We start from the raw sequence: 17,906 nt of genomic DNA on the forward strand, positions 1-17,906 counted from the left end.
TTTATATAAACCTAGAGATACAAGATGAAGAACAGATGATTTTTGATTATTTTGAAAAATAAATAGAAAATTACTGTCAGAGCTATCCTGAACCAGAATAAAATTCAATTTTTCCTGATTGGCCTGATCATCTAAAATAAAAAAAGGGCACTGCCAATGGCAATGCCCTTCCGATAATATATGTATTGAATTAATGACCTGCGTGTCCGTCTGCGCCATGAGCATGGCCATGTGCAAGTTCTTCATCAGTGGCAGCACGAACAGAAATGATCTTACCGATAAAATGAAGATCCTGGCCAGCCATTGGGTGGTTCAGATCTACAACTACAGCTGATTCGGTGACTTCATTTACTTTCGCCCTGAACTGGTTACCTTCGTTATCCTGTAATGGAAGAACTGATCCGATCTCAGGCATTTCCATATCTCCAAACATATCCAAAGGGAGCTCAGTGATTGCATTTTCATCTTTTAAACCGTAAGCATCTTCAGCTACAAGATGAAAATCATACAGGTCGCCAATGTTCAAACCTGCCAGATTTTCTTCGAACTTTGGAAGCATCATTCCTACTCCGTATAAAAAAACCAATGGGTTTTGCTCATCGGCTTTTTCTACAAAAACTTCCTGTTCATTTTCTTTTGTGTAAAGATCATAGGTTAGCGCTACAACGCTGTTTGATTGAATTGTCATTTTAATAGTTTTAAGTAATAACAGGTTTGGGATTCTTAATTCTGTCCCCCCGGCGTTGTACTTGGGTTATCGATTTGTTTAATTGCTTCAATTGCCTCTGTTACAGGCAAGAGACAAGTTTTATTCCGGCACAAATAAATTTTTGTTTCTGCCGCCAGCCTGTCCGCTAGCAAAGGTAATGTTCCTGAAGTTCCTCCCAAAAGTATTTTATTAGGAATGTAATATTTTTCCATTTCCTTGCGCTTTTCCTCTGCCTCAGTTCCGGTAATTGCTATCTCATATAATCCAAAAACATTATTTAACAAAAGAATAGCCCAGTTCGAATAGGCTGAACCGTATGATTTGATATGAGGATGAACATTTCGCAACATCTTCAAAGAAATTTCCAGGTAGTTCTGCTGGTCAAAGAGATGGCCAAGCTTATACAGGCTATTAGCCATTACAGAATTGGAAGATGGAATCACATTATCCATAATTTCCTGCTTTCTGGCAATAAGTTGTTCGCCTGTGTTCGGTGTATAAAAGAACATACCACTTTCGGTATCATAAAAATCTGAAATAGTATAATCTGTCAATTGTTTTGCTTTATACAGATAGCCTTCATCAAAGCTGGCTTCATACAAGCCAATGAAACCATCTATCACAAAGGCATAATCATCCAGAAATGCCCCCGACCATTCATCCAGGGAATTATCAGAAGGATATACTCTCCTGATTTCATTACCAGCCATAAGTTTATTCTGAATAAAAGCAGCACTTAATTTCGCCTTTTCAAGAAATTCAGGCTCTCCAAAAACACGGTAGGCATCAGTATAGGCTTTCAGCATCATACCATTCCAGGAGGCAAGGATCTTGTTATCAAGTCCCGGACGAATACGAGTTGCCCGGGCAGCAAGTAATTTATTCTTTGATGCTGAAATATTATCTGTTAGTTCTTTCAGGCTTATTCCAATCTCGGAAGCCAGTTCAGAATCTTCCATATTCCTCATCAGGATATTTGTACTTTCCTCCTCCCAGTTGCCATCATCTGTAATCTGATAATAAATGCAAAACAGGTCTTCATCTTTATTTAAAATGGCTTTTATCTCATCCTTGGTAAAGGTGTAAAACTTACCTTCAACACCTTCACTATCTGCATCCAGAGCCGAATAAAACCCATTTTCAGCTGACGTTAATTCCCTCTCTACAAAATTCAGACTTTCATAAACTATATCCCTGTAAATCGGATCGGGGGTGTATTGATATGCTTCAGAATAAAGTGAAATTAACTGTGCATTATCATAGAGCATTTTTTCAAAATGTGGGACATGCCATTTGCCATCAACAGAATATCGGGCAAATCCTCCGCCTATCTGATCATAAATCCCCCCAAATGCCATTTTCTGAAGGGTAATCCTTACTGCTGCATGAGCTGCATCATCTTTCATTAAATGTGCATACCTCAGCATAAATTGCCAGTTGTTAGGCAATGGGAACTTCGGAGCCCGATTATATCCCCCATCAATTAAATCGAAAGTTCGCTTCCAGGGGATAAAAATGTTCTCCAAATCCTTTCTGGTAAAAACAATATCCTCCTTAACAGGAACAAGTTGTTCCGTCTGATTAACTCCCTCCGTTAACCTGACTGCATACGCTACAGCCTCATCAGGCTTTTCTCTCCAGAAATCGGCGAGATTCTGTAATAAACTTTTCCAGTCATTTTTCCTGAAATAGGTGCCGCCGTATACAGGTCTTTGATCGGGAAGACAAAAACAATTAAGTGGCCATCCTCCACTTCCTGTCATTAGCTGAACTGCACTCATATAAATCTGATCAATATCTGGGCGCACCTCACGATCGATCTTGATACATACAAAATGCCTGTTCATAATTTCAGCAACCTCTGAATCTTCAAAGCTTTCATGTTCCATAACATGGCACCAATGACAGGCCGAATAACCTATACTTACAAGAATCAGTTTGTTCTCCGTCCTCGCTTTTGCCAAGGCTTCATCACCCCATGGATACCAATCAACAGGATTTTCTGCGTGCTGCAGCAAATATGGAGAGCTTTGGTTCTTTAATCTGTTTGACATAATCTAAAATAATTAGGTAAAAATAAGAAAGGCATGATCAATTGAGGAGGTCTATAAAATTTAATGACCCCTTCATGTTGAAACTCCAATTTAGGCTGACAAAATATCAGATTTATTCATCTGCTATCGAATTTTAAAGAAATACCACCCAGTGTAAACAGAAAACTTTAAATTTCGCCATGAAAATAACCCATACAGATATATACAGATTTAGTATCCCCATGGAGCCTTTTACAATCGCAACCGGCACTATGGATTTTGCACAAAATGTTTTTATAAGAATTCATACAGACGGTGATTATTATGGGGTTGGTGAGTGTTCCGCATTTCCAATGATCGTTGGAGAAACACAGGAAACCTGTCTGGCAATGGCCAAAGATTTTGCAGGAATGCTCAAAGGAAAAGACCCCCTTGCAATAACAGCACGATTGCAGGATCTTCACAATTTCACTGCTTTAAACTCAACTATAAAAAGTGCTTTCGATATGGCACTTTATGATATTGCCGCAAAAAACGAAGGCCAGCCACTCTACAGGTATTTAGGTGGAGAAAAACGAGTGATTGAAACCGACATGACTATAGGCATCGCTGAGCCTGAGGAGATGGCTGAAACTGCAGTGAAATATCAGAAGCAGGGTGCCCGGATTCTGAAAATAAAATTAGGTAAAGACCCAAATCTGGATCTGCGGCGAATCAGAACCATAAGAAAAAAAGTTGGAGAACAAATAATTCTCAGGATTGATGCAAATCAGGGTTGGAGTTTTGATGATGCAGTAAGGTGTTTAAATGGTATGCAGGATCTTAATATCGAATTTTGTGAACAACCAATGCGTACCTGGTATGACGACAGACTTCCTGAATTAAAACAACAGACAAACATAAAAATAATGGCAGATGAGAGTTGCTATAATCATCATGATGCAAGGAAACTCGTTAATTCAGAATCATGTGACTATATCAATATTAAATTCGCCAAGTCGGGAGGTATTCATGAAGGACTTAAAATTCATCAAATAGCTTTTGAATCAGGTATTCCATGTATGATTGGAAGTATGCTCGAAAGTAGAATTGCCCTGAGTGCAAACTTACATTTTGCTTATGCCTGCCCTGGTATTAAATATTTCGATCTGGATACCTGCCTGCTTGGGCATCTGGTGGATCCGGTAAACGGAGGGCTCAGTTATGATGGATTTTTTCTGGATGTTCCCGAAACTCCCGGTATTGGGGCAGATGCTGATGAAGAATTTCTCAAATCCTGCGAAAAGTGGAGTGTTTAATTAACCTGAATCGATATAGGGAAGGGTAAAATAATATGGTTATAATTATCCAAATTAGGCTCTAGAGCCTAAATAATTTGATTTTGGAAAGCAATACCTGCGTGTATAGGTTAGTTCAGTCCTTTCCTCTGGAGTAGTGCCGGCAAGAATTATCCTTATTATTTAAACGCACATTAGCCGGCAGCTACCTCCTCCGGCAAGGTTTATTTTACCCGTGCCTGTATTTCATCGGGACGGGCAGCCCGGCGCTGCTGGTATGCGTGCCGCGCGTTCCAGAAATTAAATAAAGAAATACACGCGCACTAGCAAGTGGACTGGCACAACCGAAGAGGCACAGACCCTGCTTTCTAAAACAAGAGAAAATTAGGCAATCTAAAATAGCCCGGCAAGATTTTATATTCGAACTCACGTTAAATAACAAAAGCCGGAGAATTCCGGCATTTGTTATTTAGCAATTTATCTTTTCTTTATCTACTGAGTTCAGCAAAGTACTTATGAAATAGCGGAATTGTTTCAATTCCCTTGTAGAAGTTAGCAATATCAAATTTTTCATTTGGAGAATGAAGATTATCACTGTCCAAACCGAAACCCATTAAAACTGTTTTAATACCCAGCTCCTTCTCGAATAATGCTACAATTGGAATGCTCCCTCCGCCTCTGGTTGGGATTGGTTCCTTACCAAAAGATTCAAGAATTGCTTTTTGTGCCGCCTTATATGCTATACTATCAGTTGGTGTTACTACGGGTTCACCTCCGTGATGTGGAGTAACTTTAACTTTTACGCTTTTTGGCGCAATACTTTCAAAATGATCTTTAAAAAGCTTAGTGATTTTATCAGAATGCTGGTTTGGTACCAGACGCATAGAGATCTTTGCAAATGCTTTTGATGGCAAGACAGTTTTGGCACCTTCGCCAATATAGCCACCCCATATACCATTAACTTCCAGAGTTGGGCGGGTACCAGTTCGTTCAAGAGTGGTATAACCTTTTTCCCCCCATAATTCATCTACCTTCAAATCGATTTTATATTCCAACTCATTATAAGGTGCTCTGTTGAGCATTTCCCTTTCTTCAACACTTAACTCCAGTACATCATCATAAAAGCCGGGAATCGTAATATGATTGTTTTCGTCGTGCATTGAAGCAATCATCTTCGACAGGATAGTAGCCGGATTTGCAACTGCACCACCATAAACACCTGAATGTAAGTCACGGTCTGGCCCGGTAACCTCAACTTCTACATAGGATAGTCCGCGCAAGCCCGTTTCCAGTGAGGGGTGTTCCAAACTTATCATAGAGGTATCTGATATCAATACCACATCTGCTTTTAAGCGCTCTTTATTCTGACTAACAAAAATTCCAAGGTTACTTGAGCCAACTTCTTCCTCTCCCTCGATCATAAATTTAATATTACATGGAAGTGAATTGGTGCTCATCATTAGCTCAAAAGCCTTCACATGCATATAAAACTGCCCCTTATCGTCGCATGAGCCACGTGCATAGATCTTTTCATCCCGAATTGTCGGTTCAAAGGGAGGTGTATGCCATAAGTTAAGTGGATCAGGTGGCTGAACATCATAATGTCCATACACCAAAACCGTAGGAAGCGAGTTATCGATAATTTTTTCGCCATATACTATCGGATAACCCGCTGTTGCACAAATCTCAACTGTATCGGCACCGGCAGATTTTAACTTTTCAGCAACGTACTCCGCAGTTTTAAGCATATCGGCTTTAAACTTTGGATCTGCACTAACTGATGGAAACCTCAATAACTCAAATAACTCATCCAGAAAGCGCTGTTTATTTTCGCCCACATACCGTCTAATATCTTGCATATAATTGATTTTTCTGCAAAGATATGAATCTAAGTTCAGCCATAAACCGGTTTATAAAAAAATCAGCATAAGGATACACATAACAGAATAAAACATTCCATTCAGATTATCATTTTGCTGATTTATCAGCTGAGGTTAATCCGGGCTCAGCTTCAATTCAGGATTAAATTAATCCCAGCTTGCCAGACGCTTGTCGCTGCCTTCATTTGAAGTATCTGGCTTTTTAGAATCTACATGTTTAACCGGTGCCGAGCTAACCTCGTTGGTTGTAGTTTTACTTTTTTCAATCAGGGTAAAACCTAATGAGATAAAACCTGCCAATGCTAATGTTATGATTATTTTTTTCATGGTTGTAAAATAAAATTGAGAATGTGAGTTAATTTCAATTGTGGTAGTTAATTCCATATTGATCACATTGATTTTTTTAATGCTTAAAGGAATTGAACCAATTTTGCGGTATGGATTTAATCCCAGCCTGCAGGAGTACTTCTATCAGCAACTTTCTGTGCTGAAGGTTTTGCAGATGGAGTAGCCATTTCTTCTTTTTTGCATGAACTGAAGCCTAAAGCTGCAATTACCATGATTATTAGTGTCTTTTTCATGATTGTTGGTTGGGTTGTTTAAATCTGTTTATGTTTAATTAATTTGCGGACTAAAATAAAATTTTTTATACAAATAATATTTTCGGAGGAATGCATTAAAAACTTAAAAAGGGTGATCAGAATCGCTAAATTTACCTAACTAATATTTTATCTGTTGACATGAAAATATCGGCCTTAGCAATTTTCTCTTTCTTTATAATATTCAACGCTTATACTCAAAATAGTTCAATAAGTTCGGATAAAATTTTAATTTATAGTAAAGATACTACTCAGGTTATCAAATTAAATGATCTGGGTTTTAAAAATCGGCTAATCGATCCTGAACTAACTATCCTTTATGGCAATAAGGCCTTATCATTAGCTAAAAATTTGAAATATGATTCCGGAATTGCTGAAGCTTATCGTGTTATTGGAGTAGGTAAATATTATCTTAATCAAAACGAAGCTGCTATAGAAAACTATTTAAACGCATTGACTTATTTCAAAAAAAGTAAACAACTCGAAGGTGAAGCCAAGGTTTATAACAATATCGGAAATTTATACCGTGAAATAGATTATGATAAATCACTCGAAAATTTTGAAAGATCACTCATAATAGCCCAAAAACTTAATATAAAAGATCTGATAGCTGGTCTGTATCTAAACCTGGGAGCCGTATATTTTAGAAAAGAGGAATACAACAAAGCCTTAACTCATTATCAGAACAGCCTTAGAATGTTCACGGAACTGAACAATGCAGTCGGCATCCTTCAATGTAAGCAAAATCTGGGTCTGATCTACTTCAATCTGCATCAGTTAAATAAATCTGAAGATTTATTGCTTGAAGCCCGGAAACAAGCTTTAAAAAATAAATTAAACAATTCAATTGCGAGCATTAATCTGACACTAAGTTCAATATATATATCGCAGGGGAAATATGAACTGGCAGAAAAGACAATACAGGAAGGGGTTTTATACGCCGGCCTGGTAAAGAGCCCTAAACTGAAATACGATTACATTTTGACTTCTTATGAATTAGAAAATAAACGCAAAAACTACCAGCGCGCTTTATTTTATCTTCAGCGAGTCTATAAACAGGACAGCATAACTTATAAAGCCAGCGTTTCAGACAAGATCAATCTGTTAGAAGTTCAGCATAAACAACTTGAAAAGGAAAAACAAAACGAACTCACCATCGCCCAGCAAAAAAATACAAAAATTTTATTCTGGGCAAGCAGCGCCATTGCTATTATGGCATTTTTTGTTATTTTTTTATTGATTAGAAATGTCCGTAAGTCCTCACTTACAAATAAAGAATTAACCAGGCTGAACCTAGCGATCTCAAAGCAAAAAGATGATCTGGATCAGGCTAACCAAAATCTCGAAGAAATAATTGAAGCCCGGACCAGGGACATTAAAATCAAAAATAAAAAGTTATCAGAATATTCCTCTCACCTATCTCATCAGATCAGAAGTCCTGTAGCAACATTGAAAGGTCTTATGCTTTTAGAAAAGGATGATTTAATAGAAAAGGATGAACTGGTCGAGCAAATTGGTAAATGTATTTATGATCTTGATGATAAGATTATGAATATCAATGAAAACCTCAATAATCCTCATAAGTCAAGTTTGATCAGTGAGGAATAATCCTGAGTTTTCGTCTTTGGTATAGCAATAATTAGCCAACAGCTTCAATTGCTATTTAGGCATAAGTATTCAAACCCGGGCCTTAATCTCAAATCTCTTTCTTAATTTAGCAGACAAAAACAGGAGTAAATTTTGAATTATTTAGACGGACTAAATCCTTCTCAGCGGGCGGCAGTTGAACAGATAGAAGGACCAGTGATGATTGTTGCCGGTGCGGGATCCGGGAAAACACGGGTAATTACTTACCGTGTTGCTCATCTCATCAGAAAAGGAGTTGACCCATTCAACATTCTGGTGTTGACGTTCACAAACAAGGCTGCAAAAGAAATGCGGGAACGTATCATGAAAGTAGTCGGTGCGGAAGCGAAAAATATCTGGATGGGCACTTTTCACTCGGTTTTTGCAAAACTCCTCCGTGTTGAAGCCATAAAAATTGGTTATCCTTCCAATTTCACAATCTACGATACCGATGATAGCAAGAGCCTTATCCGAACTATCCTCAAGGAGAAACAATTAGATGATAAATTATATAATGCCAATTTCGTCTACAACCGGATATCATCCTCAAAAAACAACCTTATTTCTCCGGCAGAATATCTCCACAACGAACATATTCAGGCTGAGGATTTTTCAACAGGACGTGGGAATTTAGGAGAAATCTACCAAATATATGCTCAGCGATGTTTTAAGGCTGGTGCGATGGACTTTGATGATCTTCTTTTTAAGACAAATGTGCTGCTGCGTGAGCATCCTGAAGTACTTTATAAATACCAGAATAAATTTAAATACTTAATGGTTGATGAGTATCAGGATACAAATTTCTCTCAATACCTGATCGTTAAAAAACTTGCTGCAAACAATGAAAATATCTGTGTTGTAGGAGATGATGCCCAAAGTATCTATGCATTTCGGGGAGCAAATATTCAAAACATACTCAATTTTGAAAAAGATTATCCTGACCTGAAGGTTTTTAAACTTGAACAAAACTACCGCTCAACACAAAACATTGTCAGTGTTGCGAATAGTATTATCGCCAATAATAAAAATCAACTCAAAAAATCAGTCTTCTCTGAAAATGAAGAAGGAGATAAAATCAAGGTTTCGAGGGCTTTTAGTGATAATGAAGAGGGCAAAATTGTAGCTGAGGCCATTGTACAGGAACAGGCCCAAAAAGGATCAAAATATCACGACTTTGCTATCCTCTATCGTACAAATGCTCAATCAAGGGCGATGGAAGAAGCACTCAGAAAACTAAACGTTCCTTATAAAATTTATGGAGGGCTCTCATTTTATCAGCGCAAAGAAATAAAAGATCTTATCGCTTATTTCAGGCTCACCTTTAATCCCAATGATGAAGAGGCCCTCAAACGGGTGATCAATTATCCCCGCCGCGGGATTGGAGACACTTCGATTGAACGGATCATGATTGCAGCTGATCAGCATAATATGACGATGTGGGAAATTATTTGCGATACCCCTAAATACCTGGATTCAAGAAGTTCAGCATCAGTTGCAAATTTTGCCTCCCTGATTCAAAGTTTTCAGGTGATGACAAAAACGCATTCGGCCTATGATACGGCCTTGCATATTGCTCAACACTCCACCCTTCTGAAGGATCTTTATTCTGATAAATCTGTTGAAGGCTTAAGCAGATATGAAAATATTCAGGAACTACTAAACGGAATAAAAGAATTCAGCGAACGTGAAGATATTGAAGAAAAAGGTCTGGACATATTTATGCAGGATATTGCCCTGCTCACCAATGATGACAATGATAAGAACCCGGATGCTGATACTGTATCCTTAATGACTATTCATTCGGCAAAAGGACTCGAGTTCGACAATGTCTTTGTAGTTGGCTTAGAAGAAAACCTCTTCCCTTCCCAGATGTCATTAAGTTCACGTACCGATCTGGAAGAAGAGCGCAGACTTTTTTATGTTGCAATAACCAGGGCAGGAAAAAAACTAATGCTCTCCTATGCAACATCACGCTACCGTTGGGGAACATTGACCAGCTGTGAACCCAGCAGGTTTATTGAAGAGATTGATGCCAGATATCTTGAACTCGACTTTAAACCTCAGACAAAAAATTCAGGTAATTCACTTTTTGATGATGAAAGGTCGGCATGGCAGCAAAAAGAGACTTTTAGCAAACCAAAACCTTCATCTATTCCAAAGACAAGCTCCATTCTTCTTAAAGCACATGTGCCCAGTGAGGGATTCGCTCCATCGGATACATCAGGTTTACAGATGGGTATGGAAGTGGAACATGAGCGCTTTGGTTTTGGTAAAGTAATCCATTTGGAAGGCAATAAACCCGACATCAAAGCAACTATATTTTTTAAAGATTTGGGACAGAAGCAATTATTGCTAAAATTTGCTAAATTGAAAATTATAAAATAAATTCAAAATCGCGATTTAGAGCTTAAAAACCGCATATTAAAGCCCGCGCCAACATAAATTACAATGACATTTGATTATAATACAACCAGGAAAAAATTAATTCTTGCCGAATATGGACGTAATGTCCAGAATATGGTTAAATATATTGTTGATCTGCCTACTAAAGATGAGCGTAACCGATATGCTCAGGTAGTGATAGATCTTATGGGATTTTTAAACCCCCACTTACGTGATGTTGCCGATTTCAAACACAAATTATGGGATCATTTGCACATTATTTCTGATTTTAAAATCGATGTAGATTCCCCATACCCGAAACCATCTGAAGATGCCATACGTTTTAAACCGGCTCCATTGTCTTATCCGCAGCAAAGGATAAAATATAAACATTACGGAAAAACTGTAGAGCTCATGATAAGCCGGGCTAAAAGTATCGAAGATCCTGAACGTAAACAGGCTATGGTTCAATCAATTGCCAATTTCATGAAAATGGCCTACGTTACCTGGAATAAAGATAGCGTTGCCGATGAAACCATTATCAAAGATTTACGTGAAATGTCAAATGGTGCTTTGCAGTTAGAAGAAAATGTTAACCTGCAGCGTGTAGAAGTCAGACAAGCACCAAGCGCCAGCAGACAAAGAAATACGAACCAGAATAAAGGAAGACAGAACAGTAGTAATAGAAATAATTCAGGTTCAAATCGCCAGAGAAGTAATAATCCCGGCGGAAAAAGATATTAATCCTGTTAAGCAATACTCTGCTTCTAACTTATCGGATCCATTTTTCCTGTATGCAAAGTCAGAACAATCAGTTGAGTTAATTAGAGAGTATTATCTTCCCTATTAAAAAAAATTTAACTAATTCAATAACATTTTAATTAAGTAAGGAAAGCTGGTTTTTGTAAATTAGCATTTTCGCTATATATTAAAACATTAAAACCCTTTACCGAAAAGATGAATGCATTTGAAATTGTTGGTGGTAAACCTTTAAAAGGAGAAATTATACCTCAGGGGGCTAAAAATGAAGCATTGCAAATCATTTCTGCTGTTCTCCTGACTGAAGAAAAAATTACAATCAGCAATATCCCGGATATAAAAGATGTTAATAAACTCATCGAATTAGTTTCTGATCTTGGAGTAAAAGTTGAACGCATAAATCAGGACACTTATACCTTCGAAGCATCAAAGATCAATCTTGATTTTTTTCAATCGGAGGCTTTCAGGGCAAAGGGTGGTAGTTTAAGGGGTTCGATTATGATTGTTGGTCCCTTATTGGCACGTTTCGGAAAGGCAGCTATTCCCAAACCTGGTGGTGACAAAATTGGACGAAGACGCCTTGACACACACTTTCTTGGATTTGAAAAGCTGGGTGCCAAATTTATTTACGACAAAAAAACAAACTTCTTTAACGTTGATGCCAGCAATCTGAAAGGTGCCTATATCTTATTGGATGAGGCTTCTGTTACCGGAACTGCCAATGTGGTTATGGCTGCCGTACTTGCAAAAGGCGAAACAACAATTTATAATGCAGCCTGCGAGCCTTATCTACAGCAATTATGCAAAATGCTCAACCGGATGGGCGCTAAAATTACCGGCATTGGCTCTAACCTTCTGAAAATTGAAGGTGTCAAAAAATTGGGAGGGACAGAACACCGGCTCTTACCGGATATGATTGAAATTGGCTCTTTCATCGGATTGGCGGCCATGACCGAATCTGAAATCACAATCAAAAATGTTCATTTTGAAGAACTGGGTATGATTCCTGAAGTATTCAGAAAACTGGGTATTAAATTTGAATTGAGAGGTGATGATATTTTCATCCCATCCCAGAAACATTACGAAGTAGATACCTTTATTGATGGTTCAATTATGACCATAGCAGATGCACCATGGCCCGGATTTACTCCGGATTTACTTAGTATCATGCTGGTAATAGCCACTCAGGCCAAAGGGAATGTCCTGATTCATCAGAAAATGTTTGAAAGCCGGCTTTTCTTTGTCGATAAACTGATCGACATGGGTGCTCAGATCATTTTATGTGACCCTCACCGCGCAACGGTAATTGGTCTGGATAAAAAAGTGAAACTTCGGGGGATTGAAATGACTTCCCCCGACATCAGAGCAGGTGTTTCATTACTCATCGCAGCTCTTTCTGCACAGGGAACATCCATCATATATAATATCGAACAGATTGAGCGTGGTTACCAAAATATTGATGTACGACTTAAGGCACTTGGGGCTGATATAAAACGAATTAATGTGACTAACAAAACCGGGCACTAATCAAATAATTTAGCCTATACAGCCTACACATTATAATACAAGAGTTTAGTTTGTTTCTGTTATCATTTCCCGGATTCTCAATTTGGGGCTTGAGATAACACAAAAGAAATAGATAATTAGTCCAGTTAACTTGACCTCATTCACCTGTTTTTAATCTGCTGATCCTAAACCTAAAGGCAAAATTGGATTTAGGTACACTCCAAAAGCCCGACTCTCCATAAAATAATCAATATTAATAATCCATTATAGTACATTATTTCGTATAATGGTTAGAATCAAGCAAAACAGCAGATACCAGCTTAACAAAATCATTCATGAATATTGTCATCATAGGGAATGGTATTACAGGAATTACCTGTGCACGGAATATCAGAAAGCTTGATTCCAATGCCTTCATTACTGTAATCTCTGAAGAAAGCGAACATTTTTTTTCACGTACCGCCCTGATGTATATCTATATGGGGCACATGAAATTTGAACATACTAAGCCATATGAAGACTGGTTTTGGAATAAAAACAGAATAAGTCTCATCAGGGCATATGTTAAAACCCTGAATTCAAAAGATAAAACACTCCATTTTGATAATGGCAAATCAATAGCCTACGACAAACTGATCATTGCAAGTGGCTCAATACCCAATAAATTTGGATGGCCGGGAGAAAACCTCTATGGAGTTCAGGGTCTTTACAGTATCCAGGATCTAGAACAAATGGAGAGAAATACCAAAAATATTTCATCCGCAGTGATTGTTGGCGGAGGATTGATTGGTATTGAAATGGCTGAAATGCTTCACAGCAGAAAGATTGAGGTTAAGATGCTTATACGAGAGAATCTATATTGGAGTAATATCTTACCCAGGGAAGAAGCACAACTTATTGGTAAACATATAAGCGCACATGGAATAGATCTTCGCTTTAACACTGAGCTTAGAGAGATTATTTCAGATGATCAGGATCGTGTTAAAGGAGTGCTCACAAACACAGGGGAACAATTTGAATGTCAGTTTGTTGGTCTTACTGCAGGCGTAAAGCCGAACATCGGCTTCCTTGAGAAACATGAATTAGAAACTGAGCGCGGGATTCTAATTAATGAATACTTTGAGACCAGCATCCCGGATATTTATGCTGCCGGTGATTGTGCACAGTTTCGTAATCCAAAATCGGGAGAACCCGCCGTTGAACAATTATGGTACACCGGAAAAATGCAGTCAGAAACACTGGCTAGAACTATTTGTGGAGATAAGTCTGCCTACAATCGGGGAATTTGGTTTAATTCTGCTAAATTTTTTGATTTAGAATATCAAACATACGGGCAGGTTTTGCCTGAAATCAACGATCAGCAGAAAAGTTTTTACTGGGAACACCTAAATGGCAAACATGCTTTCAGGGCAAATTACAGCAATAAAGATGAAAGCATTTTAGGCTTCAATTTCATAGGAATCAGATTCAGACAAGCTATTGCAGAAGATTGGATCAGGGAGCACAAAACAATTGATTTTGTGATTCAAAATCTGAAAAAAGGCTGGTTTGACCCTGAGTTTTCCAAAGCCTATTACAATGATATCTCCCATTCCTATTTACAAAGTTTAAAAGGTGGAAATGAAGAATAATAAGCATTTAAAATAAATGAAAGACATTTCACTTTCAATCGCCAGTCCATCTGCAGCTAACCCTCTACAAAAAATGGGGGCTGCACTTACTGCATGCGCAATACTGTGCTCGATAATTGCCGCTTTCGGAGTCGGAAAGTCCCATCCCCTACTATTCTTTTTCCTGATAACCGGTTTATTCATTTCCGGTGGCATATTTTATTCAATTCCCTATTTTAAGGCGCAGGCAGGAATCAAAAATGATGGGATAATGCAAAATTCCCTAAGCAGCCGGGGTGCTATTGCCTGGGGCATTGCGATATTAATGACCGGGTTTTATATCATTCTTTATTGGTTTCCTTATTATCTTGAAGGTCTGATCCGGACTATGGATCCATTGAGCATGATGCTGAGAGGTAAAGCATCTGATCAATGGTTTTTATATGGTGCTTTTTATACCCTGGCTGTTCTCATCATGGGAATGCGCTTCATTGCAAAATACAAATTCAGTCGTTATCACATCATAAGAACTATTTCTGTGATGTTTTTTCAATTAGGCTTTGCATTTTTGCTACCTGCATTTCTATTAAAATTAAATCAGCCTGAATTTTATTTTTCTTATTTCTGGCCGTTAAAATACTCCTATTTATTCCCGAATGATTTAGATTATCTTATCCAATCAGGGAATCTGGGGGTATTTATGGTATTCTGGGGTTTAGTCATGACGTTCATCGCTACCCCTATACTAACCTATAATTTCGGTAAACGCTGGTACTGCTCATGGGTTTGCGGCTGCGGTGCCCTGGCCGAAACCTTAGGCGACCCCTACAGGCAAAATTCAGATAAATCTTTGAAAGCATGGAAGATTGAACGCTGGATGGTTCACTCTGTCCTCGTTTTCATTACACTCACTACAGCTCTGCTCTGGCTGAATTCATGGAAAAGCGGAACAATTTTAGGTGATGCATCAGGCCTGTTTTCTCAGTGGTATGGTTTCCTGATAGGCTCGGTTTTTTCAGGGGTTATTGGAACCGGATTTTATCCCATTATGGGATCTCGTGTTTGGTGCCGCTTTGGATGCCCGATGGCAGCAATTCTGGGATTATTCCAACGGTTCAAATCGAAATTCAGAATTACGACAAATGGTGGACAGTGTATCTCCTGCGGAAATTGCTCAACCTACTGTGAAATGGGAATTGATGTCAGGGCCTATGCGCAAAAAGGCGAGAATATAATCCGGGCATCTTGTGTAGGTTGCGGTGTTTGTTCATCTGTTTGTCCGCGCGGGGTTCTAAAACTTGAAAATCTGGAAGAGGAAGGTCGCTTTATTCCATATATTCGTCATGAAGACAAAAAATGAATCAGGAGAAACAAAACCCATTAATTTATGTAATCATCCCTGCATTCAACGAAAGCAAATCAATAGGAAAGGTTATTGCTGATATCCCTGAATTGGTCACTGAAATTATTGTAGTTGACAATGCTTCCACAGATAATACGGGAGATTTCGCAAAAGAAAAAGGTGCTACCGTTTTAAGGGAAAACAGAATGGGTTATGGATATAGCTGTCTAAAAGGTATGGACTATATCAGTAAGAAAGTCAAACAGAATGATATCATTGTGTTTTTGGATGGTGACTATTCTGACTTTCCCGCTGAGATAGAATTGCTGGTCTCTCCTATTATGTCTTCTGGTTTTGATATGGTAATTGGTTCAAGAGTACTGGGAGAAAGACAGAAAGGCTCCATGCTTTTCCAGCAAATTGCCGGAAACTGGCTGGCTACCACATTGATCAAACTATTTTACAATGCTCATTTTACCGACCTTGGACCGTTCAGGGCAATCACCTGGAATGCCCTTCAACAAATAAACATGAAGGATAAAACCTTCGGCTGGACAGTAGAAATGCAGGTCAAAGCAGCCAAAATCAAACTGAAGTTTACCGAAATCCCGGTTAGTTACCGGAAAAGAATTGGGGTTAGCAAGGTCTCAGGCACTATAAAAGGCACAATTTTAGCCGGATATAAAATATTACTCACCATTTTTAAAAATATTTAATTTTATACTACGGATTTATGCTTGAACATGGTATTGTAATCCTTTACTACTTTTTCTTTTTTTTCATAATCCTATTCAGCATCGGGCAACTGGCCTTGTTAATCACATTTCTTTTCAACAGAAAAAAAGAAAATCCACTTAATAAAACATTTGAATTACCCTCACTGACTATTCAATTACCCATCTTTAATGAACGCTTTGTAATTGAGCGCTTATTGGATTCAGTTGAACGATTAAATTACCCCAAAAGCCGCTTAGAGATCCAGGTACTGGATGATTCTACTGATGATACTAAGACAATTGCTGCAAATAGGGTTGAAGAATTAAAAACTCTTGGTTTCAACATACATCATATTCATCGATCAAATAGGGAGGGGTATAAAGCAGGTGCATTGCAAAACGGACTAAACAGTGCATCAGGTGATTATTTAGCAATATTTGATGCCGACTTCGTTCCGCATCCGGATTTTTTTATCGATACATTGCCCTATTTCACTGATAAACAAACAGGAATGGTTCAAACACGATGGGGACATCTGAATGCAATGCAATCATTACTGACCAGGGCACAGGCAACCGGCCTGAACAACCATTTTATAATTGATCAGGAAGGAAGAAACAAAGGCGGATATTTTATAAATTTTAACGGAACTGCAGGGATCTGGAAAAAAGAGTGCATCATTGATGCTGGTGGCTGGAAATCGGATACCCTCACTGAAGATCTTGATCTAAGTTACCGGGCCCAGATTAAGGGCTGGAGATTTAATTATTGTCCAAACATAATCATACCTGCAGAATTACCTGACCGGATAAGCGCAGTACGTACGCAACAATTTCGCTGGACAAAGGGTGGTGTCGAAACTTCAAAAAAACTTTTAGGCAAGCTTTGGAAGGCTAAGCTCAGCTTAGCTGTGAAACTATTCGGAAGCTTTCATCTCTTGAATAACTATATCTATGCTTTTGTCTTAATTAGTGCATTAATAAGCGTTCCATTAATGTTCGTTAAAAACACATCAACAGAATTTAATCAGCTCTTTAAATGGAATACCATTATTCTGACAGTAATGATGATCAACTTCCTTTATTGTTTTATAGCAATCTTAGCTGATAAAAAGAAATTTATCGCAGCGCTGATAGAAGTCATAACTGCATTCCCGGTTGCCATGGTTCTTTCTTTGGGAATGTCATACCATAATACAAGGGCAATATTACAGGGAATTACAGGAAAAAAGACAGCTTTTATAAGAACCCCAAAGGTCAGTAAGTCTAGCGGAATAAATCCCTATTTAAAGAGACCAGGATATAAAAAATATACCCCTGAATTTCTGCTTTTTCTTTACTTTTTATTTGCTGCTTGCTCAGGGATATACTTCAAAGATTTTGGTTTTCTGATCTATCATGCATTATTGCTCTCAGGATTTGGCTTCGTACTATGGAGTGCCTGGTTCGAAACATCTGAGAATTAAT

Annotated in this window: 14 protein-coding genes; 9 read left to right on the forward strand and 5 right to left on the reverse strand. The window is 38.2% G+C overall.

Features of this window, described 5'->3' with window-relative positions; genetic code table 11:
• Positions 1-190: 190 nt before the first annotated feature.
• Together Q8M41_RS04115 and Q8M41_RS04120 are read right to left on the reverse strand one after the other, a co-directional pair.
• Positions 191-688, reverse strand: a complete 498-nt coding sequence (locus tag Q8M41_RS04115; protein ID WP_305363977.1) for a peptidylprolyl isomerase — start codon at positions 686-688, stop codon at positions 191-193.
• Between the two features lie 35 nt (positions 689-723).
• Positions 724-2,763 (reverse strand): thioredoxin domain-containing protein, encoded by a 2,040-nt coding sequence (locus Q8M41_RS04120; protein ID WP_305363978.1) that lies wholly within the window; start codon positions 2,761-2,763, stop codon positions 724-726.
• Positions 2,764-2,942: 179 nt separating this feature from the next.
• On the opposite strand from Q8M41_RS04120, the gene Q8M41_RS04125 reads away from it, so the two are divergent.
• A complete protein-coding gene (locus Q8M41_RS04125) occupies positions 2,943-4,040 on the forward strand; it encodes a mandelate racemase/muconate lactonizing enzyme family protein (protein WP_305363979.1) in 1,098 nt (365 codons plus the stop codon).
• 467 nt (positions 4,041-4,507) lie between these two features.
• On the opposite strand, the gene Q8M41_RS04130 is transcribed toward Q8M41_RS04125, so the two are convergent.
• The 3 genes from Q8M41_RS04130 to Q8M41_RS04140 form a co-directional block, all read right to left on the reverse strand.
• Positions 4,508-5,878, reverse strand: a complete 1,371-nt coding sequence (locus Q8M41_RS04130) for a dipeptidase (protein WP_305363980.1) — start codon at positions 5,876-5,878, stop codon at positions 4,508-4,510.
• Between the two features lie 168 nt (positions 5,879-6,046).
• Positions 6,047-6,226: a hypothetical protein gene (locus tag Q8M41_RS04135; RefSeq protein WP_305363981.1), complete on the reverse strand. Its 180-nt coding sequence runs from the start codon at positions 6,224-6,226 to the stop codon at positions 6,047-6,049.
• 116 nt (positions 6,227-6,342) lie between these two features.
• On the reverse strand, positions 6,343-6,480 hold the full coding sequence (locus Q8M41_RS04140) for a hypothetical protein (protein ID WP_305363982.1): 138 nt from the start codon (positions 6,478-6,480) through the stop codon (positions 6,343-6,345).
• 159 nt (positions 6,481-6,639) lie between these two features.
• On the opposite strand from Q8M41_RS04140, the gene Q8M41_RS04145 reads away from it, so the two are divergent.
• The 8 genes from Q8M41_RS04145 to Q8M41_RS04180 all read left to right on the forward strand — a co-directional run bounded on the left by Q8M41_RS04145 (position 6,640) and on the right by Q8M41_RS04180 (position 17,905).
• Positions 6,640-8,106: a tetratricopeptide repeat protein gene (locus Q8M41_RS04145; RefSeq protein WP_305363983.1), complete on the forward strand. Its 1,467-nt coding sequence runs from the start codon at positions 6,640-6,642 to the stop codon at positions 8,104-8,106.
• Between the two features lie 132 nt (positions 8,107-8,238).
• Positions 8,239-10,509, forward strand: coding sequence for an ATP-dependent helicase (locus Q8M41_RS04150; RefSeq protein ID WP_305363984.1), 2,271 nt, complete (start codon positions 8,239-8,241; stop codon positions 10,507-10,509).
• Positions 10,510-10,572: 63 nt separating this feature from the next.
• Complete coding sequence (locus Q8M41_RS04155) at positions 10,573-11,250, forward strand: DUF4290 domain-containing protein (RefSeq protein WP_305363985.1); 678 nt, start codon at positions 10,573-10,575, stop codon at positions 11,248-11,250.
• A 213-nt stretch (positions 11,251-11,463) separates the two neighbouring features.
• A complete protein-coding gene (gene murA / locus Q8M41_RS04160) occupies positions 11,464-12,792 on the forward strand; it encodes a UDP-N-acetylglucosamine 1-carboxyvinyltransferase (RefSeq protein ID WP_305363986.1) in 1,329 nt (442 codons plus the stop codon).
• 314 nt (positions 12,793-13,106) lie between these two features.
• Positions 13,107-14,402, forward strand: coding sequence for an NAD(P)/FAD-dependent oxidoreductase (locus tag Q8M41_RS04165; RefSeq protein WP_305363987.1), 1,296 nt, complete (start codon positions 13,107-13,109; stop codon positions 14,400-14,402).
• Positions 14,403-14,418: 16 nt separating this feature from the next.
• The gene (locus Q8M41_RS04170; RefSeq protein WP_305363988.1) at positions 14,419-15,741 is read left to right on the forward strand and encodes a 4Fe-4S binding protein; all 1,323 of its coding nucleotides are present in this window, start codon (positions 14,419-14,421) and stop codon (positions 15,739-15,741) included.
• A complete protein-coding gene (locus Q8M41_RS04175) occupies positions 15,738-16,439 on the forward strand; it encodes a glycosyltransferase family 2 protein (protein ID WP_305363989.1) in 702 nt (233 codons plus the stop codon). The genes Q8M41_RS04170 and Q8M41_RS04175 overlap by 4 nt, the downstream gene beginning before the upstream one ends.
• 17 nt (positions 16,440-16,456) lie before the next feature.
• Positions 16,457-17,905 (forward strand): cellulose synthase family protein, encoded by a 1,449-nt coding sequence (locus Q8M41_RS04180; RefSeq protein ID WP_305363990.1) that lies wholly within the window; start codon positions 16,457-16,459, stop codon positions 17,903-17,905.
• The last annotated feature ends 1 nt before the right edge of the window (position 17,906 follow it).

Source organism: Daejeonella sp. (genome assembly GCF_030684675.1).
Taxonomy (GTDB): domain Bacteria; phylum Bacteroidota; class Bacteroidia; order Sphingobacteriales; family Sphingobacteriaceae; genus Daejeonella.

Bases quoted from the DNA above. Each gene is read 5' to 3' on its own strand.
- Q8M41_RS04115 (WP_305363977.1), bottom strand. From the start codon at position 688: ATGACAATTCAATCAAACAGCGTTGTAGCGCTAACCTATGATCTTTAC.
- Q8M41_RS04120 (WP_305363978.1), bottom strand. From the start codon at position 2,763: ATGTCAAACAGATTAAAGAACCAAAGCTCTCCATATTTGCTGCAGCAC.
- Q8M41_RS04125 (WP_305363979.1), top strand. From the start codon at position 2,943: ATGAAAATAACCCATACAGATATATACAGATTTAGTATCCCCATGGAG.
- Q8M41_RS04130 (WP_305363980.1), bottom strand. From the start codon at position 5,878: ATGCAAGATATTAGACGGTATGTGGGCGAAAATAAACAGCGCTTTCTG.
- Q8M41_RS04135 (WP_305363981.1), bottom strand. From the start codon at position 6,226: ATGAAAAAAATAATCATAACATTAGCATTGGCAGGTTTTATCTCATTA.
- Q8M41_RS04140 (WP_305363982.1), bottom strand. From the start codon at position 6,480: ATGAAAAAGACACTAATAATCATGGTAATTGCAGCTTTAGGCTTCAGT.
- Q8M41_RS04145 (WP_305363983.1), top strand. From the start codon at position 6,640: ATGAAAATATCGGCCTTAGCAATTTTCTCTTTCTTTATAATATTCAAC.
- Q8M41_RS04155 (WP_305363985.1), top strand. From the start codon at position 10,573: ATGACATTTGATTATAATACAACCAGGAAAAAATTAATTCTTGCCGAA.
- murA (WP_305363986.1), top strand. From the start codon at position 11,464: ATGAATGCATTTGAAATTGTTGGTGGTAAACCTTTAAAAGGAGAAATT.
- Q8M41_RS04165 (WP_305363987.1), top strand. From the start codon at position 13,107: ATGAATATTGTCATCATAGGGAATGGTATTACAGGAATTACCTGTGCA.
- Q8M41_RS04170 (WP_305363988.1), top strand. From the start codon at position 14,419: ATGAAAGACATTTCACTTTCAATCGCCAGTCCATCTGCAGCTAACCCT.
- Q8M41_RS04175 (WP_305363989.1), top strand. From the start codon at position 15,738: ATGAATCAGGAGAAACAAAACCCATTAATTTATGTAATCATCCCTGCA.
- Q8M41_RS04180 (WP_305363990.1), top strand. From the start codon at position 16,457: ATGCTTGAACATGGTATTGTAATCCTTTACTACTTTTTCTTTTTTTTC.